The following is a 20312-nucleotide window of genomic DNA, read 5'->3' on the forward strand; positions in this document are numbered from 1 at the left end:
CCGTTACAGACGATCCTTCAGAGAACTATTTTGAGCTCGCCCGGGGCCGGCGGGCCTGCGCGGGGGCCTCGGCGGGGGTCGCCAGATGCCCTTCGACCAGCAGGTTCATGATCCTCAGCAGAGCGCCACGGTCGTCCTGCGAAAGCGAGTCGAGGGCGGCCCGGTGCACCCCGTCCGCGATCTCCTGGCTCTGTGCCGCGACCTTCGCGCCCTTCTCGGTGACCGCGATGATCCGCGCGCGCCGGTCCTTGCTGGACGGCCGGCGCTCGGCGAGGCCCGCCTTCTCCAGGGCGTCGACCGTCACGACCATCGTCGTCTTGTCCATGTCGCCGAGCTCGGCCAGCTGGATCTGGGTGCGCTCCTCTTCGAGGGCGTGCACGAGGACGCAGTGCATGCGCGCGGTCAGCCCGATCTCGGCGAGAGCGGCGGCCATCTGCGTACGCAGCACGTGGCTGGTGCGGTCGAGCAGGAAGGACAGGTCGGGCTCGTTGCGGGAGGGGGCCATGGCAGTCATGCCACCAGTCTAACAATTTGATTTGCTGACGGATTATCTACGAACTGACGATCCCGCGCAGAACGACCTCCATGTCAGCTCGCGGTCTGTGCCGCTGCTTGGGTGGCGGCGCGTACGAATGCGGCCAGGGTTCTGGATCGGCTGTGTTCGGGCCAGGCCAGCGTGAGTGTGGTCGGTTCGGCGTCTGTGACCGGCACGCATACGAGGTCCTGGCGAAGGTGCGCGCGTACAGAGGCAGGTACGACGGCCACCAGCTGCCGCAGGGCGATCAGCTGCATCAGTTGCCCGATGTCGTGGGCGAGAGGGGCCGATGGGTCCTGATCTGGCAGATGCGGCCATTGCGGAGTCGTCTCGCCCTGAAGGTCGGCCATCCGTAGCGAGTCGTGCTCGGCGAGCCGGTGGTCCTTGGCGAGGACGACGACTTGGGATTCGACGGCGAGGTCTTCGGTCGCCAGGCCGCTGAAGTCATCGCGCGGGCGATACATCAGCGCCGCGTCCGCGCGTCCGTCGCGCACCATCGCGGCGCGTTCGCCGACGCTGCAGATCACCTCGACCTCGACGGCCTCCGGCTCTCGCTCGTACGCCGCGAGCAGGGCGGGCAGCAGCCCCGCGTCCCCGCCTGGTTTCATCGCCAGAACGAGCCGGGGTCCGGATCGTCCCGCCCGTTGCGCACGCCTGGCGGCGGCGCTCAGCTGATCCAGGGCCTGGACGCCCTCATGAACGAGCACCTCCCCTGCCCGGGTCAGAGCGACTTTACGGCTGGTGCGTTCCAGGAGCGCGACGCCCAGCCTGCGCTCAAGCAGCTGAATCGCCCGTGACAGCGGCGGCTGGGCGATGCCCAGCTTCTGGGCGGCGCGGCCGAAATGCAGCTCCTCGGCGACCGTCAGGAAATACACCAGCTCCCGCGTCTCCAGAGGTCCCACGGCATCCATACCATCAGGGTATCGATCGTGGATCCATCGGTCTTGGAGTCGTTCGGGGGCCCGGTGGTCGAATCGGTGCCATGACCGAACACACCACCATCGCCCTGGTCACCGGTGCGAACAAGGGCATCGGCTTGGAGGTCGCCGGGCAACTGGCCGCCAGGGGGATGACCGTGCTGCTGGCGGCGCGCCATCCGGGACGCCGCGAGCGGGCCGCCGCCGATCTGCGCGCGAAGGGCCTCGACGTCCATCCGCTCGCCCTGGACGTCACGGACGCGGTGTCCGTGCGGGATGCCGCCGCCCATGTCGGCGAACGGTTCGGTGTCCTGGACGTCCTCGTCAACAACGCCGGCATCTCCGGAGGAGCGGCCCACCCGCCGAGCACCGCGGACGTGGAGGTGATGCGGCGCGTGTTCGACACCAACGTGCTCGGCGTGGTCAGGGTGACCACGGCGCTGCTGCCACTTCTCAAGAAGTCACAGGCGGGACGCGTCGTGAACATCTCCAGCGGCACCGGGTCGATGGCCCAGATGACCGACCCCGAGCACTACATGTCGCGCCTGCCCGCCCAGATCGCCTATCCGGCGTCCAAAGCGGCCCTCAACATGGTGACCGTCCAGTACGCGAAAGAGCTGCACCCGCTCGGGATCCTCGTCAACGCGGCCGCTCCGGGCGCCTGCGCGACCGACTTCACCCGCGACGTCCCCATGAAGATCGACCGCACGGCCGCCGACGGCGCGGCGATCGCCGTCAAACTGGCAACGCTGGGCCCCGACGGGCCGACCGGCGGATTCTTCGACGACGACGGCCCCGTCCGCTGGTGACCGCCCGAGCGAGTGCGGTCCCGTTCGACGGCGAGCGGTCTGTGCGGGCTCGGCGGTGTCCCCGCCGTGCGCGTCAACGGCGTATCGGCTGCGTGTCCTGCCGGTAGGCCGCCCGTGCGGTCTGGACCTGGTCCGCGTGCTCGCCGATCCAGCTCATCAGTCCGTGCAGTTGCCGGGCGAGGCCGTCGCCGAGTTCGGTGAGCCGGTAGCTGACCGCTGGAGGTGTCGAGGGGTGCACCGTACGCGCGACCAGGCCGTCCTCCGCCAGCGTGCGCAGTGTCTGGGACAACATCTTCTCGCTGATGCCCTCGATCTTGTCGCGCAGCTCTGAGAACCGCAGTGGCCCGTCACGCAGGCCGGTCAGGATCAACGTGGCCCATCGGCTGGTGACGTGTTCAAGGACGGCACGGGCCGGGCAGTCGACGTGAAATGCGTCACTCATCCTCCTGGCCGCCCTCTTCTCATCTGGAAACCGCCCTGGAGGTCACCAGCTTACCTTGGGGTATGTCCTTTCCAATAGTTAGCTGCATTCCCTACGTTCGGGGGAGACCAAGCCCCGACACGGAGGTGTGCACATGAACCGGACCGCTCTGATCACCGGCGCGAGCCGCGGGATCGGCGCCGCGACCGCGGCCCGCCTGGGCGAACGGGGATATCACGTGATCGTCAACTACCACCGCAGCGAGATGGCGGCGCGGGCGGTGGTCAAGGACATCGAGTCGGCGGGCGGCACGGCCCAGGCCGTGCGGGCCGATGTCCGGGACCCGGCCGAGGCCGCTCGCCTCGTCGCGGCCGGTGCCCGGCTCGACCTGCTGGTCTGCAACGCCAACATCGCACCTACCTTCGCGCCGCCCAGCGCGATGAGCTGGGCGGACTTCTCCGCGAAGGTCATGGGCGAACTGGCGGCCGTCTTCCACGTCACCCAGCGGGCACTCGAGCTGATGCGCGAGCAGCGGTCCGGCCAGATCGTGTACGTCTCCAGCGTGCTCGCCGACGTGACCATGCCGAGCGCGCTCTCACAGTCCACCGCGAAGGCCGCTCTCAACACCTTCGCCCGCCAGGTCGCGGCCGAGGCGGGGCGCCACGGCATCGCCGTCAACACCATCGCCCCCGGCCTGGTCAACACCGACGCGTCCCGGGCCGCCCGGACCCCGGAACACGACGAGCTCCTCGCCGAAAACTCCGTCCTCGGCCGCATCACCGAACCCGACGACGTCGCGGCCCTCATCACCACGATCACCGACGTCGGATTCCGCGCCGTCTCCGGTGCTCATATCCTCGCCGACGGCGGCCACCAGCTACTGAAGACATAGCGTTGCCGACCCGCGTCAACGAACCTGTGGGTCACTCCATCTGGCTGCTGACGTACTTGCCCAGGTGCTGGGCGGTGAGGGTCTCGCCCTTGGCCACCAGGTCGGCGGGGGTGCCCTCGAAGACGATCTGGCCGCCGTCGTGGCCCGCGCCGGGGCCGAGGTCGATGATCCAGTCGGCGTGGGCCATCACGGCCTGGTGGTGCTCGATCACGATGACCGTGTTGCCGTCGTCGACGAGCCGGTCGAGGAGGGCGAGGAGCTGGTCGACGTCGGCCAGGTGCAGGCCGGTGGTCGGCTCGTCCAGGATGTAGGTCGCCGCCTTCTCGGCCATGCGGATCGCCAGCTTGAGCCGCTGGCGTTCGCCGCCGGAGAGGGTGTTGAGCGGCTGGCCGAGGCTGAGGTAGCCCAGGCCGACATCGACCAGGCGGTCGAGGATCGCGCGAGCCTGGCGTTCGGTGAAGAAGTCGCGGGCCTCGGTCACCGGCATGCCGAGGACGTCGCTGATGTTCTTGCCGCGCAGCTCGTAGGTGAGCACCTCGGGGGTGAAGCGCTTGCCCTCGCACTCCTCGCAGGTCGACGCCACGCCGGCCATCATCGCCAGGTCGGTGTAGACGAGGCCGATGCCCTTGCAGTTGGGGCAGGCGCCTTCGGAGTTGGCGCTGAAGAGTGCCGGCTTGACGCCGTTGGCCTTGGCGAACGCCGTGCGGATCGGGTCGAGGAGGCCGGTGTAGGTGGCCGGGTTGCTGCGGCGGGAGCCGCGGATCGCCGACTGGTCGACCACGTTCACGCCGTCCCGCTTGGCGAGCGAGCCATGGATCAGTGAGCTCTTGCCGGACCCGGCGACGCCGGTGACCACGGTCAGCACGCCGGTCGGGATGTCGACGCTCACGTCCTGGAGGTTGTGGAGCCTGGCGCCCTCGATCGAGATCTGGCCGGTCGGCTGACGTACCTCGTCGCGCAGGCGGGCCCGGTGGTCGAGGTGGCGGCCGGTGAGGGTGCCGGACGCGCGGAGCCCCGGCACGTCGCCGGTGAAGCAGATCTGCCCGCCGCCCGTGCCCGCGCCGGGGCCGATGTCGACCACGTGATCGGCGATCTCGATGGTCTCCGGCTTGTGCTCGACGACCAGGACGGTGTTGCCCTTGTCGCGCAGGCGGAGCAGCAGATCGTTCATGCGCTGGATGTCGTGCGGGTGCAGGCCGACGGTCGGCTCGTCGAAGACGTAGGTGATGTCGGTCAGCGGGGAGCCGAGGTGGCGGACCATCTTGACCCGCTGCGCCTCACCGCCGGACAGCGTGCCGGACTCGCGGTCGAGGCTCAGGTAGCCGAGGCCGATCTCGACCAGGGAGTCGAGCGTCTCGCTGAGCGCGCCGAGCACCGGCGCGACCGACGGGTCGTCGATGTCGCGGATGAACCCGGCCAGGTCGTTGATCTGCATCGCCGCGCAGTCGGCGATGTTGCGACCCTTGATCTTGGCGGCCAGCGCGGCCGGGTTGAGCCGCCCGCCGCCGCAGGCGCGGCAGGTCGTGAACGTCACGGCCCGGTCGACGAACGCGCGGATGTGCGGCTGCATCGCCTCGCGGTCTTTGGCGAGGTAGATGCGCTGCACCTTGACCACGAGGCCCTCGTAGGTGGTGTTGATGCCGCCGATCTTCATCTTGGTGGCGGGCTTGTGGAGGAAGTCCGCCCACTGCTGCTCGGTGTAGTCCTTCAGCTTGACGTCGGGGTCGAAGAACCCCGACTCGGCCATGTTCTTCCAGTACCAGGAGTCGACGGTGAAGTTGGGCACGGTGATCGCGCCCTCATTCAGCGACAGCTCGCGGTCGACCAGCTCGCCGACGTCGATGTCGGACTTGCGGCCGAGGCCCTCGCACTCGGGGCACATGCCCGCCGCGGTGTTGAAGCTGAACGCGTAGGAGGGACCGACGTGCGGCTCGCCGAGCCGGCTGAAGACGATCCGCAGCAGCGTGAACGCGTCGGTCGCGGTGCCCAGCGTGGATCGCGCGTTGGCGCCCATCCGCTCCTGGTCGACGACGATCGCGGCGCTCAGGTTGTGCAGGGCGTCGACGTCCGGCCGCCCGACGTTCGGCATGAACGACTGGAGGAACGCCGAGTAGGTCTCGTTGATCAGGCGCTGTGACTCGGCCGCGATGGTGCCGAACACGAGGGACGACTTGCCCGAGCCGGACACCCCGGTGAAGACCGTCAGGTGACGCTTGGGGATGTCGACCGACACGTTGGCGAGGTTGTTCTCCCGGGCGCCGCGTACCTTGATCACATCGTGGCTGTCGGCCGGACGCCGCCGGTCGTCGTTCATGGAGTGCAACCTTCCCCCTGGGACGTGGCGGCCGTCCGCCAGTCCATGGTTTACCGCCCGCCACCGACAGAACTCCGCCGGGGCATGAATATCGTACAGCGTACAGAGAAAAATCCGGCGAGTCAATATAGAACGGAATTGTTCGTTCCCCTACTATGGGGACATGGAGACCACGACGCAAGCTCCGATGAGCGGCCGGAAGGCACAGGCGGCCAGGAACGACGAACTGATCAGGGACGCCGCGCGGGCGGTGTTCACGGCCGATCCGGGCGCTCCCATCTCGGCGGTGGCCGAGCACGCCGGGGTGGGCATCAGCGCCCTCTACCGCCGTTACAAGAGCAAGGAGGAACTGCTCCAGCGGCTGGCCGACGACGGGATGGACCGCTATCTCGCGCAGGTCCAGTCGGCCCTGGACGATGACCGGGAGCCGTGGGTCGCGTTCGCCGAGTTCATGCGCCGGTGCCTGGACATCGGAGCGGGCTCGCTGACGATGCGGCTGGCCGGCAGCTTTCCCGTCACCGACGAGATGGCGCAGAAGGGGCGGGACATCCACATGGCCACCCAACGCCTCCTGGACCGCACCAAGGAGGCGGGCGCGCTCCGGCGCGACATCGAGGTGGGCGACATCTCGGTGCTCCTCGAACACCTGCACACCATCCGCATCGGGGACGATGAACGGATGAACCGGCTGCAACACCGCTATCTGGAGCTGTTCCTGGACTCGCTCCACCTGGCGGAAGCGGAGGAGCTCCCCGGCCCCCCTCCGAACTGGCAGGAGCTGAGAGGACGCTATGACGACTGACTCCCCGACCCCCGCGGCCGCCGGCCGGGTCCTCGACCGGCGGTCGCTCAACCGGGCCCTGCTGGCCCGCCAGCTGCTGCTCGACCGGCACGAGCTTCCTGCCCTCGACGCCATCGAGCACCTGGTCGGCATGCAGGCCCAGGCACCGACCCCGCCGTACATCGGCCTGTGGAGCCGCATCACCGGCTTCCGCTTCGACGAGCTCGCGACCCTGCTCACCGAACGGGCGGCGGTGCGCATGGTCCTCATGCGCGGCACCCTCCACCTGGTGAGCGCCCGCGACGCGCTGGCCCTGCGGCCGCTCACGCAGGCCGTCATGGACCGGGCGATCAGGACCGGTGGCGGCGGCCGGGACCTCACCGGCATCGACGTGCCCGCCGTGGAGGCGGCCGGCCGCGAGCTCCTCAAGGAGCCCCGTACCGACAAGGAGATGCGCGCCCTTCTCGCCGACCGTTTCCCCGGCAAGGATCCCGAGCTGCTCAACTGGGCCGCCCGGACCGTGATCCCGCTCGTCCAGATCCCGCCGCGCGGCCTGTGGGGTAAGAGCGGGCTGGCCACCCACACCACCCTGGAGACGTGGCTGGGCCGGTCACCCGACCCCGAGCCGTCCCTCGAACGCATGGTGCTGCGCTACCTCGCCGCGTTCGGCCCGGCGACCGTGCAGGACGCGCAGCACTGGTCCGGCCTCACCGGTCTCGGCGAGGTCGTCGGACGGCTCGCGCCCCAGCTCGTCACGTTCACCGACGAGAACGGCAAGGTGCTTTACGACCTGCCCGACGCGCCCCGCCCCGATCCCGGCACACCTGCTCCGGTGCGCTTCGTTCCCGACTTCGACAACTTGACCCTGTCCCACTCCGACCGCGCTCGCATTGTCTCCGAGGAGCACCGCAAGCGCCTCTTCACCATCAACGGGATCATCCGCGCCGCCGTCCTCGTCGACGGCTTCGTCCACGGCATGTGGAAACACGAGAAGAAGCGCGGTGTCGCGACCGTCCGCATCGAGCTCTTCGAACCCGCCTCCCCATCCGACCGCACGGCGATGGTGGAGGAGGCCCAGCGGCTCCTCGCCGCGGCCTACCCCGAGGCCAAGTCGTACGACGTGGAGTTCATCTGAGCCGACACACGACCTAGTCCTGCGGGCGGCATTCCCCTTCTGTGTCGAGGGATGACAGCAGTATGTGGAGGGTCTCGCGGAACTGCGCGACCTGCTCGCGGGTCAGGGGATCGAAGAGGTGCCGCCTGACGGCCTCCACATGGCCGGGAGCGGCGGCCTTGAGCACCTCGAAGCCCTCGTCGGTCAGCTCGGCGAGGGTCGTGCGGCGGTCGGCAGGGTGCTTCGCGCGGGTGACCCAGCCGTTCTCCTCCAGGCGGTTGACCGCGTGGGAGAGGCGGCTGGGGGAGGATCGCACGATCTTGGCCAGCTCGCTCATGGTGAGCGTGCGGCCGGGTGACTCGGAGAGCATGGCCAAGATCATGTAGTAGGTGCGCGGCATCCCGGAGTCGCGCTGGAGCTGGCTCTCCAGCGCGTCGTTGAGGAGGCGGGAGGTCCACAGGAACGCCCGCCAGGTCTCTTGCTCGTCCTCGTCCAGCCACCTGGTCATGATCCCCATTCTACTTGAGCCCTCAAGGTTTGAAACATCAACTATTTGGCGTACAGTCATGATTGAAGGCTCAAGTGTTTGTTCCGGGGAGGTCACGATGACGCGGATGCCGGTGCTCTATCTCAGCCACGGCGCACCGCCGCTGGCCGACGACGACGTCTGGACCGGCCAGCTCGCGGAGTGGTCGGCGGACCTCCCGCGGCCCACGTCGATCCTCATGGTGTCGGCGCACTGGGAGGAGGCGCCGCTGAGCATCGGCGCCACCGAGACGGTGCCGCTGGTCTATGACTTCTGGGGTTTCCCGCAGCACTACTACGACGTCCGGTACGAGGCGCCCGGGGCGCCGGAGCTCGCCGCCGACGTGCGCAAACTGCTGCCCGGAGTGGCTCAGGACGCCGAGCGGGGGCTCGACCACGGCGCCTACGTGCCGCTCGTGGAGATGTATCCCGAAGGTGACATTCCGGTGTTGCAGCTGTCCATGCCCACGCTCGAACCCGAGTACCTCTTCGGGCTCGGGCAGCGGCTCGCGCCGCTCCGGGATCAGGGTGTGCTCATCGTGGGCAGCGGCTTCACCACGCACAACCTGCGGGGGATGAACCCCGACCCGCACGGTGCGCCCCAGGCCTGGTCGGCCGAGTTCGACGAATGGGCCGGACGGGCCGTGTCGGCGGGCGACGTGGACGAGGTGCTGGACTTCGCGGGCAAGGCCCCGGCGGCGCGGATCGCCCATCCGCGGACCGAGCACTTCGCGCCGCTCTTCGTCGCGCTGGGCGCGGCCGGCACCGGCGGCCGATCGGTGATCGACGGGTTCTGGCACGGCCTGGCGAAGCGGTCCTTCCAGTTCGGATAAGGCATCCAACCGCATCCGACCGTATCCGACCGCATCCGGCGCGAAGCGGCGTTTTCTTGACCGGCGGCAGGGGCGGCTCTGACCGGTGACGACGTTCACTGGTGCCATGACGACGAAGACGACTCGCCTGCCGGCCCATCCGGTCGTACGCAGGTTCGCCGAGGCCATCAACCGCGGAGACCGGGCGTCCTTCCAGGGCCTGCTCACCCCGAACGCCACCATGACCGACGATGGCCGCGCCGTGGACCTGGCGGCCTGGGCCGACCGGGAGATCTTCGGCGCCAACGGGCACTTCGACGTGCGCCGCGAGGACCCCGGCGGCCTCGGCATGATCGTCGCCTATCGCAACGACATCCAGGGCGCGCTGAGCACCCGCTGGGACTTCACGGTGAAGGGCGACAGGATCAGCCGGTTCGAGACCGGTCAGGTCTGATCGGTGGTCTCCATCGCGCGAAAGCCCAGCCGCCAGGACGGGATCTGCGGCTTCCACCCGAGATCGAGCGCCTTGGCGTTGGACGCCGGCCGGCCCGTCTCGGCGGCGTGCCGTCCGGTGCCCCGGTCCGGGAGCGGGACGCCGAGCGCCGCGCAGTAGACCGGCAGCCAGTCGGCGGTGGTCGCGGGCTCGTCGTCGACGATGTTGACGGGGCCGGCGGGCCAGTCGAGCGCGGCCAGGACGGCCGCGGCCGCGTCGTCGGCGTGCACGAACGAGGTCCACGCGGGCGACGGACGCAGGCTGCCCGCCCGGACCCGGTCGGCGATCGCGCCGTCCGGCGCGTACCAGGTGCCGGGCCCGTAGAGCGCGCCGTACCGCAGGATGACGCCGCGCGGCAGCTCGGCGACGGCCTCCTCCAGCGCCGCGACGCCCTCGTAGGGCGGCAGCGTCGGGTCGAGGGCGTCCTCTTCCACCGCGGGTGCGTCACCCGGCACGTACAGCCAGCTGATGCTCTGCGCGATCATCACCTCGACGTTGGCCGCCTTCGCGGCCGACACCAGGTTGCGGGTGCCCTGGACGCGCAGCCGCGAGTTGGCGTCGAAGTCCTCACCGCTGAGGTCGGTGAGCTGGTGGACGATGACGTCCGGCCGCACCGCGAGCACGGCGTCGTGCACGGCCGGGGAGTCGAAGGCGTCCAGGACGAGGGGCTTGGCCTGCTGCGCGGCGATGGCGTCGGCGCGTGCGGCGGACCGGGTCGTCCCGGTCACCTCATGGCCCGCCTGCACGAGCAGGGGGACCAGCCGACTGCCGATGACGCCGGTCGCGCCGGCGACGAGAATCTTCAAGGGGGGTACCTCCACGACTGCACGCCTTTGTGGCCGCCTTCCAGGAAGGATAGGCAGAGACTCTCTCCAGGTCACGCCCGGCGCGGCGATGCGCCGGTCACTCGCGGTATTCGACTCGTCTACGCTCGGCCATGATCTCCCACTCGCACGGTGTGGAGGGGCAACCGAATCCGGAAGATCGCTCCTCCCCGCGGTGCGGCCTCCACCGTGAGCGTACCGCCCTCAACCCCCAGCAGCTCACGGGCTATGGCCAGTCCGAGCCCCGCGCCGCCGTCGTCCCGGCTGCGCGCGTCGTCGAGCCGGACGAACCGTTCGAAGATCCGCTCCCGATCGTCCGGCGGGACCCCCGGACCGTCGTCGGTGATATCCATCACTGCCCACCGATCGTTCTCTTCCCGCAACGTGATGTTCACCTCTGAGGAAGCATGCCGTTGCGCGTTGTCCAGAAGGTTGCCCAGCGCCCTCGCGAGCCGGTCGCGCGAGCCCAGCACCAGCGGGCCGGCCTCGACCTCGATCCCGATCGGGAACCGGTCGGCGGCGCGGCGGCGCCCGGCCTCCTCGCGGAGCAGGCCGGCGAGCACGATGGGCTTCGGCGTGACGCCCCGTTCGCCCGCGTCGAGCCGCGCGAGCAGCAGCAGGTCGGCGGCGAGGCGCTGGAGCCGGACGACCTCCTCGGTCAGCCCGTCCAGATCGAGCAGCTCGGGATGGGCGGCGGCGACCTCCAGCTCGGTCCGGAGCGCGGCGATCGGGTTGCGCAGCTCGTGCGACGCGTCCGCGACGAAGCCGCGCTGCCGTTCGACCGAACGCTCCAGCGCGGCGAGGGTCTCGTTGGTCGTCCTGGCCAGGCCCGCCACCTCGTCCCGCGAGGACGGCACCGGGACGCGGCGCGTCAGGTCGCTGGAGGCCGTGATCTCGGCGAGCTCGGTCCGGATCGCCGCCACCGGACGCAGCGCGCGCCGCGTGACCAGCCATGTCACGCCCGCCACGACGGCCAGCAGCAGGGGCAGCCCGGCGAGCATGGCCTTGGTGACCGTGCCCACGGCCTCGCGCGCGGTGGCCAGATCGGTACCGGCGTTCACGGTGAGCGTCTCGCCGCGAGGCGTGGTCACTTGCAGTGACGCGAACCGGTAGCCGGCGGTCTCACCGTCCACGGTCGCGCTGCCGGTGCTGTGGCCGACGTCGTCGGAGACCATGCCGCGCTTTGGAGCGTCGTCGTCCTGCTCGGCCGCCGCAGACCCGCTGATCGCGCTCAGGTCCTCGCCGGCCGCCACCACGCGGCCGGAGGAGTCCACGACCTGGACGGGATGCTCCTCGCTGTCCGGCAGGTCGAGCCGCGTGGCCGGAACGCCCGCGGCCAGCTGCGACGCGACCTCGCGCGCCGACACCTCCGACTGGAGGTCGCTCTGCCGGTCGAGGCTGGCGCGCAGGAGCAGCACGACGGCGAGCCCCGCGACCACCAGCGCGACGGCGACGACGGCCGTGGCGGCCACCGTGGTGCGCGCCCGCACCGAGCCGATCCGTACGGGCATGTCAGCCCCCGTCGGTGGCGAGCCGGTAGCCGGACCCGCGCACCGTGACGATCGACCTGCGGCCGAACGGCGCGTCGAGCTTGCGGCGCAGCGCGCTCACGTACACCTCGACGATGTTGGGGTCGCCGTCGTACGCATAGCCCCAGACGTGTTCGAGGATCTGGCCCTTCGACACGACGAGGCCCGCGTTCACGGCCAGATGCTCCAGCACGGCGAACTCCTTGGCCGTCACCTCCACCTCGGTGTCGCCGCGCAGCACCGCCTTGGCCGCCGGATCCACGGTCATGTCGCCGAGGACGATCGCGGGGGAGCCGCCACGCGTACGGCGGCGCAGCAGGGCGCGGATCCGGGCCTGGAGCACCACGTACGAGAACGGCTTGGTGAGGTAGTCGTCGGCGCCGGTGTCCAGCCCCTCGGCCTCGTCGTACTCGCCGTCCTTCGCGGTGAGCATCAGGATGGGCGTCTCGTCGCCCGCCGCGCGCAGGGCCGAGCAGACCCGGTAGCCGTTCATGCCGGGCAGCATGATGTCCAGCACGATCAGGTCGTAGTCATGGTCGGTCGCGCGCCGCAGTCCGGCCCCGCCGTCGTGCACCACGTCCACCGCGAAGCCCTCGGCCGTCAGCCCCTTGGCCAGGGACGCGGCCAGGCGTCGTTCGTCCTCGACGATCAGCAGGCGCATGGTCTCCAGGCTGCCAGACGCACCTGAAGCGGCCTTCAGGTTGCTTCAGCCGCGCCTCAGGTCCGTTCGCCAGGTTGGCCCCTGAACGTTCCGCACCGATCTGGAGGAATCTTGATGAAGCTCGTGACGGGCCGCAGGCTGCTGGTGACCGTGCTCGCCGGGGGAGTGATCGTCGCCGGCGGGGCGGCCACCGCCTTCGCCGCGAACGACGGCGACGACGACCGCGCCGAGCAGACGGCCGAGGTCACGGCGGTGCGGGCGGCGAAGATCAGCGCCTCCGGCGCGGCGGGCATCGCGCTGCGCGCCGTGCCGGGTCACGTGGCCGCGGTGGACCTCGACGACGACCAGGGCAAGGCCGCCTGGGACGTCGAGGTGATCGGCAAGGACGGCAAGGAGCGCGCGCTGTCCGTCGACGCCGCCACCGGCAAGGTCCTGTCGAACACGCCGGACGACGAAGGCGCCGACAGCCCTGGGAGCGACGACGACTGACCCGCATGCGCGAACCGCCCGGCCGTCGGAACATCCGGTGGCCGGGCGGTCGCTCGATGTCCATTGACGAGACGAGACGGTTCGTCTAGTCTCACGCTCATGAGTTTCCTGTTCCTCTGATCGCGCGTGGCACCGCCCGCGATCCACAGCCCCTCCATCGGCTCGAATTCGGCCTGCCCTCGCGCGGGCCGGGAACAGGAGTGCTCCTTTGCGTACCCCATCCGCTGATTCCGTCGCCCAGCTCTCGCTGCACGAGGTGACGAAGCGCTATGACGATCGCGTCGTGCTCGACCGGGTGTCCTTCACGATCAAGCCCGGCGAGAAGGTCGGGATCATCGGCGAGAACGGCTCCGGCAAGACGACCCTCCTCAAGCTCCTGGCGGGCCGTGAACGGCCCGACAACGGAGATCTCACGGTCGTCGCTCCCGGCGGGAGCGCGTATCTGCCGCAGAGCTTGGAGGGTCTGGTCGACGGCGCCGCCACTGTCGCCGACGTCATCGACCTGGCGCTCGCCGAGCTTCGCGAGATCGAGGCGGCGCTTAGGTCCGCCGAGGCAGAGCTGGGGTCGGCGGACGAGGACGGCCTCGCCAGGTACGGCGACCTGCTCTCCGAGTTCGAACGGCGCGGAGGCTACGAGGCCGACGCGAGGGTGGACATCGCCCTGCATGGCCTCGGCCTTCCCTCGCTCGACCGTGCGCGGGCGATCGCGACGCTGTCCGGCGGCCGGCTCTCCAGGCTGGTGCTGGCGGCGACGCTCGCGGCGGCGCCGGAACTGCTGCTCCTCGACGAGCCGACCAACGATCTCGACGACGACGCCCTGTCCTGGCTGGAGGACTACATTCGCGCCCACCAGGGCACGGTCGTCGCGATCACCCACGATCGCGCGTTCCTGGAGCGGATCACCACGACCGTTCTCGAAGTCGATCACGAGACCCGTGGCGTCCGGCGGTACGGCGACGGCTACGCCGGTTACCTGACCGCCAAGGCCGCCGCGCGTGCCAGGCGGGAGCGGGATCACGAGGAGTGGAAGGCCGAGGTCGAACGGCAGTCGCGGCTGGCGCGCACGGGCGGCGCGTGGCTCGCGACGCTCGGGCGCAAGGCGTTGCTCGCCAATACCGGCAACGGCGCTCATCGGGCCCGGTCGTCCTCCCACGGGACGGCCAACCGGGTCCGGATCGCCAACGAGCGGCTGGCGACGCTGCGCGGGAACGCGGTCCCGCCGCCGCCCGCGCCGCTCCGCTTCACCGCGCGGATCTCCGGAGGGACGCGAGACGAGGATCCCCTGGAGCTCTCCGGGGTGACGGTGGGCGACCGGCTTCGTTTGGACGGGTTCCGGCTCGCACCGGGCGAGCGTCTGCTGGTCACCGGTCCGAACGGGGCCGGCAAGACCACGCTGTTGCGGGTGCTGGCAGGGGAACTCGTCCCGGACATGGGATCGGTACAGCGTCCAGAGCGGGTCGGTTACCTCCGCCAGGAGGGCATCGCGGGGCCGCCAAGGCAGACCGTTCTGGGTGCGTACGCGGCGGGCCGCCCGGGCCCTCCGGACGACTACGCCGATGAGTTGCTCCGGCTCGGGCTCTTCCGTCCGGACGACCTGCGGTTGCCGTTGGGAGTCCTCTCGACCGGGCAGCGGCGCCGGGTCGAGCTGGCCCGGCTGGTGAGCCGTCCGGTCGACCTGCTCCTGCTGGACGAGCCGACCAACCACCTGTCTCCACTGCTGGTGGAGGAACTCGACGAGGCGCTCGCGAGCTACGCGGGGACGCTCGTCGTGGTCACCCACGACCGCCTGCTGCGCCGCCGCTTCACGGGTTCCCGCCTGGAGCTCCGCGACGGCAGGGTCCTGGAGACGGCGGCCCGCTGAGATGAAAGGGTTTGCCAAGGAGGTGGGATCGATGGAGATCGTGCTGGTGCGGGGCGATATCACCGAGCAGGAGGTGGACGCCGTGGTGAACGCGGCGAACTCCTCCCTGCTCGGTGGCGGCGGCGTGGACGGGGCCATTCACCGCCGGGGCGGCCCGGCGATCCTGGACGAGTGCCGCAAGCTGCGGGCCTCCCACTACGGGGGCGGGCTGCCCACCGGACAGGCGGTGGCGACCACGGCCGGGCGGCTGCCCGCCCGCTGGGTGATCCATACGGTCGGGCCGGTCTACTCCTCGTCCGACGACCGATCGGACCAGCTGGTCTCCTGCTACCGGGAGACCCTGCGGGTGGCCGACGACCTGGACGTGCGGTCGGTCGCGTTCCCCGCCGTCTCGGCCGGGATCTACGGGTGGCCGCTCGACGACGCCGCGCGGATCGCGCTCGGCACGGTGCGCTCGACGGCCACCAAGGTCACGGACGCGCGTTTCGTGCTGTTCACCGAGGACGCGTACGCGGCGTTCGAGCGGGCTCTGAACGCCTGACCGGCGGGTCGCTGATCAGTCGTCGGCGTCCTCGGACACGTGCGGCACGATCAGCACCGGGCGCTTGACGTGGTGCAGAACGCGGTCGGACACGCTGCCGAGCAGCACGGACCTGGCCCGCGCCAGGCCACGCGACCCGGTGACGACCAGGGACGCGTCGAGCTGGTCGGCGACGTCCACGATGGTCGCCCAGACCGCGCCCGCGCTGGCCTCGGCGCGCGGGGTGACGTCGGTCAGCCCCGCCCGCCGGGCGAGTTCGGCGCCCTCGGCCGCGAACCGCTCGGCTTCCTGCCGCTGCTGCCGTTCCACGTCGGCGTCGTTGCCGGCGAACGCGGCGGGCGGCGCGAGCGCGGACCTGGTGAGCTGGACGAGCAGCGGCTCCCAGACGGCGAGCACCACGGCCGGCGCCGGGCTCACATGCCTGCCCGCGAACTCGATCGCGGCCTTCGCGTCGTCGGAGCCGTCGTAGGCGATGAGGATGGTCATGGTCACGTCATGTCCCGAAGAGGGAAACCGAACACCCTCAAAGCCGCAAGGGTAAGGAACCTCTGAGGCTCGCGTTGACCTGCGCCGACGCCGTTCAGGCCTGCGCCGACTCCGTCCAGGCTCGGCTCAGGTGCGCGCCGGCTCCGCCGGGCGGCCGGGGCCGGGCGGTCCGGCGAAGGCCTGCGCCACGTCCAGCCACCGGCCCGCGTCCGGCCCGTCGGCGGTCACGGCGAGGTCGGCGCGGTTGCGCCGCTGCGTCACCAGCAGGCAGAAGTCCAGCGCCGGGCCGGTCACCGACTGCTCGGCGTCCGCCGGGCCCCAGGTCCATTCCTCGCCGTCGGGCGAGGTGAGGGCGACGCGGAACTCCGTGTCCGGCGGGGTGAGCCCCCGGATGTTGAACGCGAAGTCCCGCGTCCGGACGCCGATGTGGGCGACGTGGCGGAGCCGCCGGGTCGGCTCACGCCGGACGCCCAGCGCGTCGGCGACGTCCTGGCCGTGCGCCCAGGTCTCCATCAGGCGGGCCGTGGCCATCGAGGCCGCGCCCATCGGCGGCCCGAACCAGGGCAGCCGGGTCCCCGCGGGCACCGCCGCCAGCACTTCGGCGAGCCGGCGCCTGCCCGTCCGCCAGCGTTCGAGGAGCCGGTCCGGCGCGGCCCCGGCGCCTTCGGCCGCCCCCGCCTCCACGAACCCGTCAGCGTCGGCGAGCGCCGCGGCCATGATCCGGTTGAACGCCTCCGCGTCCGTGGCCGCCGCGATCGACTGGTCGTCGGTCCAGGCGAGATGGGCGATCTGGTGGGCGATCGTCCATCCTTCGGCGGGTGTCGGCCTGGTCCAGGCCTCGGCGGGGAGCGGCGCCACCAGCGCGTCGAGGGCGTCGCCCTCGGCCGTGAGGTCGGCGAGGAGTGAGATCAGATCCGGCATCCCGCCAGCATTCCCCCTCGCACCCCGCCGCGTACAGCCCTGGACCGAATCTCATTCTGGAGCGGCGAGGGCGCGCGCGGCCGCGTAGTCGGCCTTGCCGTTGGGCAGGCGCAGGCTCTCCTCCGCCCGCAGGAACGCCTTGGGGATCTTGTATCGGGCGAGCCGGGCGGCGCAGCCCGCCCGGAGATCCGCGTCGGTCGGGGCCGCGTCCGGGCCGGTGCGGAGCACCGCGACGATCTCGGTGCCCCAGCGCTCGCTCGGCCGGCCGACCACCAGCGCGTCGGTGACCCCCGGGAGATCGCGCAGTACGGTCTCGACCTCCTCGGCGAAGACCTTCTCGCCGCCGGTGTTGATCGTGGTCGCCTCGCGGCCGTGCACCTCGACGGTGCCGTCCGCGAGGAGCCGGGCCCGGTCGCCGGCCACCACGAGCCGTTCGCCGTCGAGGACGATGAACGTCGCGGCGGTCTTGACCGGGTCGTTCAGGTACCCGAGCGGCAACCGGCCGCCCTTCGCCAGCCAGCCCATCTCGTCCTCGCCGGGCGCGAGCCGACGGGTGCGGTCGGCGCTCAGCACCGCCGTATCGGCCGCCGGGACGAACGGACGGTCCGCGGCACCGAGCCGGGTCACCGCGAAGCCGCTTTCGGAGGAGCCGAGGACGTCGTGGACGCGAGCGTCCGGAAGGTGTTCGTGCAGACGGCGCTTGACCTCCGGGCTGATGCCGGCGGCCGAGTTGAGCATCGTGCGCAGCGACGACAGGTCGTACGAGCCGCGGTCCAGCTCCTCGACGATCGGACGGGCGAACGCGTCGCCGACGAGGGGCATCCGCGTCACCCGCTCGCGTTCCGCGGTGGCGAGCAGATCCGCGGCGTCCAGCCCGTCCACGCGCTCGGGGAAGATCACGCAGGCGCCGCCGCACCAGCCGCCGAGCGCCGACCACGTGCCGACTCCGTGCATGAGCGGCGGGCCGATCAGCACCCGGTGGCGGCCGTTGACGGCGCGTTCGACGGCCTCGTCCAGGTCGGTGATGGGAGCGCCGTCACGCCGTGACAGCCCCAGCGAGCCGGTCATGAGGTCGCCGATCCGCCACAGCACGCCCTTGGGGAGGCCGGTCGTCCCGCCGGTGTAGACGATGTGGAGGTCGCCCGCGTCCGGCCGCACGTCGAGCGGGCCGGGGGAGGCCGCTGCCAGCGCCGTCTCGTAGTCGAGAGCCCCGGGGAGGAGCTCTTCGCCGGAGTCGCCGGCGACCTGGAGGAGGAGCGGCGCGGCGTCGAGGCGCTTGACCACGCGGCCGATGGTGGCGGCGAAGCGCGCGTGGAAGAGGATCGCGGCCGGGCGGGCGTCGGTGAAGAGCTGGGCCAGTTCGTCGTCCACGTACCGGTAGTTGACGTTGAACGGGGCCACCCGGGCCTTGTGGGCGCCGAGCAGGCCCTCCAGATACTCGGGTCCGTTGTGCAGGTAGAGCGCCAGATGATCGTGCGGCGACTCCCACGGCTCGGTGGCGCGGCGGTGCCGGCCCAGCCCGGCCTCGTGCAGGACGTGAGCCAGCCGCCTGCTGCGCTCGGCGACCTCGCGCCAGGTCATCCTCGCCTCCCGCGCGGTGCCGCCTCGCCACACCAGGCACTCGCGGTCGGGGATCGCGGCCGCGACGGCCTCGTGCAGGGTGGCCAGGTCGAGCTGGGGCATCGGCTCTCCTCCACGAACGGCTGCCTCGAGATCACCGTAAACGATTGCTTACCGAATCTCATTCAGCGGGTCGTCTTGGGCAGAATCGCGGGGTGGCCCGAACGCACAAGCCCGAGGGCGAGATCACTCGTGGCACCACCGCGCCGAACCGCCTGCGCCGCGTCGACCGCTGGATCGCCGCGACGCAGCCCGGCCCGCTGCGCTCGGCAGAGCGTCCGCTCGCCGTCGACCTCGGGTACGGCGCGTCCCCGGTGACCACGGTCGAGCTGTACACGCGCTTGCGTGCGGTGTCTCCTGCGCTGGAGGTCGTGGGAATCGAGATCGAACCCGACCGGGTGGCCGCGGGTCTCGCCTATCTGGCGGAGCATCCCCTGCCAGGCCTGTCGTTCCGGCGAGGCGGCTTCGAACTGCCCGTCGCCCGCCCGCCCGTGCTGATCCGGGCGCTGAACGTCCTCCGGCAGTACGACGAGGACGCCGCCTGGCAGGCCTGGGACGGATTGTGCGCGAAGCTCGCCCCCGACGGGATCCTCGTCGAGGGAACGTGCAACGAGATCGGCCGGCGCGCGGTCTGGGTGACGCTGACGCGCTCGGGGCCGCGGACGATCACGTTCGCGGCGCGTCTCGGCTCGCTGGAGCAGCCGTCCGAACTGGCCGAACGGCTGCCGAAAACGCTGATCCACCGCAACGTCCCCGGCGAACGGGTGCACGCTCTGCTCAGGGACTTCGACCGCTGCTGGGCGGTCGCGGCGCCGCATTCGGCATTCGGCGCCCGAGCCCGCTGGATCGAGGCGGTCTCGCTACTGGCGCGCACCCACCCGGTGCTCACACGCCCTCCATACGGTGGACGGGCACGCTGGCGCCTGGGCGAAGTGACCCTCCCATGGTCCGCCGTAGCGCCCCTCCGCTGAAGGGCGCTCTCGGCCGGGGCTTAGATGCGGTGGAGTTTGTGGGGGGCCGCTTGGACGCGTGGCTGCACGTCGATCCGGTCGATGTTGACGTGTGCCGGACGCGTGACCGCCCAGGCGACACAGTCGGCGACGTCGTCGGCCACCAGCGGCTCCGGCACGCCCTCGTACGGCTTCTCGGCCTTGGACGTGTCGCCGCGGAACCTCACCAGGCTGAACTCGTCCGTCTTGACGAGCCCCGGCGCGATCTCGGTGATCCGGACGGGCTCGGCCACCAGCTCCAGCCGCATGACCTCGTTCACCGCGTACGCGGCGTGCTTGGCCGCGTTGTATCCGGCGCCGCCCTCGTAGTTGGCGTGGGCGGCGAGGGAGGTGATGTTCACGACATGCCCGGCGCCGCTCGCGATGAGCTTGGGAAGCAGCGCCTTGGAGACGCGGAGCAGGCCGAGCACGTTGGTGTCGTACATCGCCTGCCAGTCGGCCGGGTCGGCGTCGGCGACCCGCTCCAGGCCGATCGCGCCGCCGGCGTTGTTGACCAGCACATGGCACTCGGCGAGCCCGGCGGCCAGGGCGTCCACCGACTCCTGGTCGGTCACGTCCAGCGTGACGACGGCGACCTTCCCGGCGCCGGGCACCTCGTCGGTGATCTCCTTGGCCAGGGACTCCATCCGGTCCCGCCGCCGCGCCGCCAGCACGACGTTGAACCCCTCGGCCGCGAGCCTTCTGGCCGTGGCCGCGCCGATTCCACTGCTTGCTCCGGTGACAACCGCCGTCTTCCGCATGGGCTTAGGGTGCCAAA

22 protein-coding genes are annotated in these 20312 nt (G+C 70.9%); 10 read left to right on the plus strand and 12 right to left on the minus strand.

Features of this window, described 5'->3' with window-relative positions; all coding sequences use genetic code 11:
• Positions 1-25 precede the first annotated feature (25 nt).
• Together ACGFNU_RS46760 and ACGFNU_RS46765 are read right to left on the minus strand one after the other, a co-directional pair.
• Positions 26-514 carry a MarR family winged helix-turn-helix transcriptional regulator gene (locus tag ACGFNU_RS46760; protein WP_392603187.1) on the minus strand — a complete coding sequence of 163 codons (489 nt, stop codon included), beginning with the start codon at positions 512-514 and terminating at the stop codon, positions 26-28.
• A 74-nt stretch (positions 515-588) separates the two neighbouring features.
• Positions 589-1446 (minus strand): LysR family transcriptional regulator, encoded by an 858-nt coding sequence (locus ACGFNU_RS46765; protein ID WP_392603188.1) that lies wholly within the window; start codon positions 1444-1446, stop codon positions 589-591.
• Between the two features lie 71 nt (positions 1447-1517).
• Here ACGFNU_RS46765 and ACGFNU_RS46770 point away from each other — a divergent pair, with 71 nt between their 5' ends.
• Positions 1518-2261 (plus strand): SDR family oxidoreductase, encoded by a 744-nt coding sequence (locus tag ACGFNU_RS46770; protein ID WP_392603189.1) that lies wholly within the window; start codon positions 1518-1520, stop codon positions 2259-2261.
• A 73-nt stretch (positions 2262-2334) separates the two neighbouring features.
• On the opposite strand, the gene ACGFNU_RS46775 is transcribed toward ACGFNU_RS46770, so the two are convergent.
• Entirely contained in the window at positions 2335-2703 is a 369-nt protein-coding gene (locus ACGFNU_RS46775) for a winged helix-turn-helix transcriptional regulator (protein ID WP_392603190.1), read from the minus strand.
• Between the two features lie 133 nt (positions 2704-2836).
• Here ACGFNU_RS46775 and ACGFNU_RS46780 point away from each other — a divergent pair, with 133 nt between their 5' ends.
• Positions 2837-3574 carry an SDR family NAD(P)-dependent oxidoreductase gene (locus ACGFNU_RS46780; RefSeq protein WP_392603191.1) on the plus strand — a complete coding sequence of 246 codons (738 nt, stop codon included), beginning with the start codon at positions 2837-2839 and terminating at the stop codon, positions 3572-3574.
• 31 nt (positions 3575-3605) lie between these two features.
• Here ACGFNU_RS46780 and ACGFNU_RS46785 read toward each other — a convergent pair whose 3' ends face one another.
• On the minus strand, positions 3606-5888 hold the full coding sequence (locus ACGFNU_RS46785) for an ATP-binding cassette domain-containing protein (protein WP_392603192.1): 2283 nt from the start codon (positions 5886-5888) through the stop codon (positions 3606-3608).
• Positions 5889-6051: 163 nt separating this feature from the next.
• Between ACGFNU_RS46785 and ACGFNU_RS46790 the strand changes: the two genes are divergently transcribed.
• Complete coding sequence (locus ACGFNU_RS46790) at positions 6052-6690, plus strand: TetR/AcrR family transcriptional regulator (RefSeq protein WP_392603193.1); 639 nt, start codon at positions 6052-6054, stop codon at positions 6688-6690.
• Positions 6680-7804: a winged helix DNA-binding domain-containing protein gene (locus tag ACGFNU_RS46795; protein WP_392603194.1), complete on the plus strand. Its 1125-nt coding sequence runs from the start codon at positions 6680-6682 to the stop codon at positions 7802-7804. The genes ACGFNU_RS46790 and ACGFNU_RS46795 overlap by 11 nt, the downstream gene beginning before the upstream one ends.
• 13 nt (positions 7805-7817) lie before the next feature.
• On the opposite strand, the gene ACGFNU_RS46800 is transcribed toward ACGFNU_RS46795, so the two are convergent.
• Positions 7818-8291, minus strand: coding sequence for a MarR family winged helix-turn-helix transcriptional regulator (locus ACGFNU_RS46800; protein WP_392603195.1), 474 nt, complete (start codon positions 8289-8291; stop codon positions 7818-7820).
• Between the two features lie 97 nt (positions 8292-8388).
• Here ACGFNU_RS46800 and ACGFNU_RS46805 point away from each other — a divergent pair, with 97 nt between their 5' ends.
• Together ACGFNU_RS46805 and ACGFNU_RS46810 are read left to right on the plus strand one after the other, a co-directional pair.
• Positions 8389-9141, plus strand: coding sequence for a dioxygenase (locus ACGFNU_RS46805; RefSeq protein WP_392603196.1), 753 nt, complete (start codon positions 8389-8391; stop codon positions 9139-9141).
• Between the two features lie 106 nt (positions 9142-9247).
• On the plus strand, positions 9248-9574 hold the full coding sequence (locus ACGFNU_RS46810; RefSeq protein ID WP_392603197.1) for a nuclear transport factor 2 family protein: 327 nt from the start codon (positions 9248-9250) through the stop codon (positions 9572-9574).
• On the opposite strand, the gene ACGFNU_RS46815 is transcribed toward ACGFNU_RS46810, so the two are convergent.
• The 3 genes from ACGFNU_RS46815 to ACGFNU_RS46825 form a co-directional block, all read right to left on the minus strand.
• Positions 9565-10419, minus strand: a complete 855-nt coding sequence (locus tag ACGFNU_RS46815; RefSeq protein WP_392603198.1) for an NAD-dependent epimerase/dehydratase family protein — start codon at positions 10417-10419, stop codon at positions 9565-9567. The genes ACGFNU_RS46810 and ACGFNU_RS46815 overlap by 10 nt on opposite strands.
• Before the next feature lie 119 nt (positions 10420-10538).
• The gene (locus ACGFNU_RS46820) at positions 10539-11948 is read right to left on the minus strand and encodes a sensor histidine kinase (RefSeq protein WP_392603199.1); all 1410 of its coding nucleotides are present in this window, start codon (positions 11946-11948) and stop codon (positions 10539-10541) included.
• 1 nt (position 11949) lies between these two features.
• A complete protein-coding gene (locus tag ACGFNU_RS46825) occupies positions 11950-12627 on the minus strand; it encodes a response regulator transcription factor (RefSeq protein WP_392603200.1) in 678 nt (225 codons plus the stop codon).
• A gap of 114 nt (positions 12628-12741) precedes the next feature.
• Here ACGFNU_RS46825 and ACGFNU_RS46830 point away from each other — a divergent pair, with 114 nt between their 5' ends.
• From ACGFNU_RS46830 to ACGFNU_RS46840, 3 genes are all read left to right on the plus strand, one after another.
• Positions 12742-13116: a PepSY domain-containing protein gene (locus ACGFNU_RS46830; protein ID WP_392603201.1), complete on the plus strand. Its 375-nt coding sequence runs from the start codon at positions 12742-12744 to the stop codon at positions 13114-13116.
• A gap of 208 nt (positions 13117-13324) precedes the next feature.
• A complete protein-coding gene (abc-f, locus tag ACGFNU_RS46835; protein WP_392603202.1) occupies positions 13325-14977 on the plus strand; it encodes a ribosomal protection-like ABC-F family protein in 1653 nt (550 codons plus the stop codon).
• A 31-nt stretch (positions 14978-15008) separates the two neighbouring features.
• On the plus strand, positions 15009-15518 hold the full coding sequence (locus ACGFNU_RS46840; protein WP_392603204.1) for an O-acetyl-ADP-ribose deacetylase: 510 nt from the start codon (positions 15009-15011) through the stop codon (positions 15516-15518).
• 15 nt (positions 15519-15533) lie between these two features.
• Here the strand turns inward: ACGFNU_RS46840 and ACGFNU_RS46845 are convergent, their stop codons facing one another.
• From ACGFNU_RS46845 to ACGFNU_RS46855, 3 genes are all read right to left on the minus strand, one after another.
• Entirely contained in the window at positions 15534-16004 is a 471-nt protein-coding gene (locus ACGFNU_RS46845) for a universal stress protein (RefSeq protein WP_392603312.1), read from the minus strand.
• A 126-nt stretch (positions 16005-16130) separates the two neighbouring features.
• On the minus strand, positions 16131-16925 hold the full coding sequence (locus ACGFNU_RS46850; protein WP_392603205.1) for a TIGR03084 family metal-binding protein: 795 nt from the start codon (positions 16923-16925) through the stop codon (positions 16131-16133).
• Between the two features lie 51 nt (positions 16926-16976).
• Positions 16977-18608, minus strand: a complete 1632-nt coding sequence (locus ACGFNU_RS46855; protein ID WP_392603206.1) for an AMP-binding protein — start codon at positions 18606-18608, stop codon at positions 16977-16979.
• 92 nt (positions 18609-18700) lie between these two features.
• On the opposite strand from ACGFNU_RS46855, the gene ACGFNU_RS46860 reads away from it, so the two are divergent.
• A complete protein-coding gene (locus ACGFNU_RS46860) occupies positions 18701-19516 on the plus strand; it encodes a class I SAM-dependent methyltransferase (protein ID WP_392603207.1) in 816 nt (271 codons plus the stop codon).
• A gap of 20 nt (positions 19517-19536) precedes the next feature.
• Here the strand turns inward: ACGFNU_RS46860 and ACGFNU_RS46865 are convergent, their stop codons facing one another.
• A complete protein-coding gene (locus tag ACGFNU_RS46865; protein WP_392603209.1) occupies positions 19537-20295 on the minus strand; it encodes an SDR family NAD(P)-dependent oxidoreductase in 759 nt (252 codons plus the stop codon).
• Positions 20296-20312 lie beyond the last annotated feature (17 nt).

The sequence above is a fragment of the Spirillospora sp. NPDC048911 genome (assembly GCF_043198015.1).
Lineage (GTDB): Bacteria > Actinomycetota > Actinomycetes > Streptosporangiales > Streptosporangiaceae > Spirillospora.

Excerpts from the sequence above, each read along its gene's own strand:
- ACGFNU_RS46760 (WP_392603187.1), bottom strand. The coding sequence starts at position 514 with ATGACTGCCATGGCCCCCTCCCGCAACGAGCCCGACCTGTCCTTCCTG.
- ACGFNU_RS46765 (WP_392603188.1), bottom strand. The coding sequence starts at position 1,446 with ATGGATGCCGTGGGACCTCTGGAGACGCGGGAGCTGGTGTATTTCCTG.
- ACGFNU_RS46770 (WP_392603189.1), top strand. The coding sequence starts at position 1,518 with ATGACCGAACACACCACCATCGCCCTGGTCACCGGTGCGAACAAGGGC.
- ACGFNU_RS46775 (WP_392603190.1), bottom strand. The coding sequence starts at position 2,703 with ATGAGTGACGCATTTCACGTCGACTGCCCGGCCCGTGCCGTCCTTGAA.
- ACGFNU_RS46780 (WP_392603191.1), top strand. The coding sequence starts at position 2,837 with ATGAACCGGACCGCTCTGATCACCGGCGCGAGCCGCGGGATCGGCGCC.
- ACGFNU_RS46785 (WP_392603192.1), bottom strand. The coding sequence starts at position 5,888 with ATGAACGACGACCGGCGGCGTCCGGCCGACAGCCACGATGTGATCAAG.
- ACGFNU_RS46790 (WP_392603193.1), top strand. The coding sequence starts at position 6,052 with ATGGAGACCACGACGCAAGCTCCGATGAGCGGCCGGAAGGCACAGGCG.
- ACGFNU_RS46795 (WP_392603194.1), top strand. The coding sequence starts at position 6,680 with ATGACGACTGACTCCCCGACCCCCGCGGCCGCCGGCCGGGTCCTCGAC.
- ACGFNU_RS46800 (WP_392603195.1), bottom strand. The coding sequence starts at position 8,291 with ATGACCAGGTGGCTGGACGAGGACGAGCAAGAGACCTGGCGGGCGTTC.
- ACGFNU_RS46805 (WP_392603196.1), top strand. The coding sequence starts at position 8,389 with ATGACGCGGATGCCGGTGCTCTATCTCAGCCACGGCGCACCGCCGCTG.
- ACGFNU_RS46810 (WP_392603197.1), top strand. The coding sequence starts at position 9,248 with ATGACGACGAAGACGACTCGCCTGCCGGCCCATCCGGTCGTACGCAGG.
- ACGFNU_RS46820 (WP_392603199.1), bottom strand. The coding sequence starts at position 11,948 with ATGCCCGTACGGATCGGCTCGGTGCGGGCGCGCACCACGGTGGCCGCC.
- ACGFNU_RS46825 (WP_392603200.1), bottom strand. The coding sequence starts at position 12,627 with ATGCGCCTGCTGATCGTCGAGGACGAACGACGCCTGGCCGCGTCCCTG.
- ACGFNU_RS46830 (WP_392603201.1), top strand. The coding sequence starts at position 12,742 with ATGAAGCTCGTGACGGGCCGCAGGCTGCTGGTGACCGTGCTCGCCGGG.
- ACGFNU_RS46840 (WP_392603204.1), top strand. The coding sequence starts at position 15,009 with ATGGAGATCGTGCTGGTGCGGGGCGATATCACCGAGCAGGAGGTGGAC.
- ACGFNU_RS46845 (WP_392603312.1), bottom strand. The coding sequence starts at position 16,004 with ATGACCATCCTCATCGCCTACGACGGCTCCGACGACGCGAAGGCCGCG.
- ACGFNU_RS46850 (WP_392603205.1), bottom strand. The coding sequence starts at position 16,925 with ATGCCGGATCTGATCTCACTCCTCGCCGACCTCACGGCCGAGGGCGAC.
- ACGFNU_RS46855 (WP_392603206.1), bottom strand. The coding sequence starts at position 18,608 with ATGCCCCAGCTCGACCTGGCCACCCTGCACGAGGCCGTCGCGGCCGCG.
- ACGFNU_RS46865 (WP_392603209.1), bottom strand. The coding sequence starts at position 20,295 with ATGCGGAAGACGGCGGTTGTCACCGGAGCAAGCAGTGGAATCGGCGCG.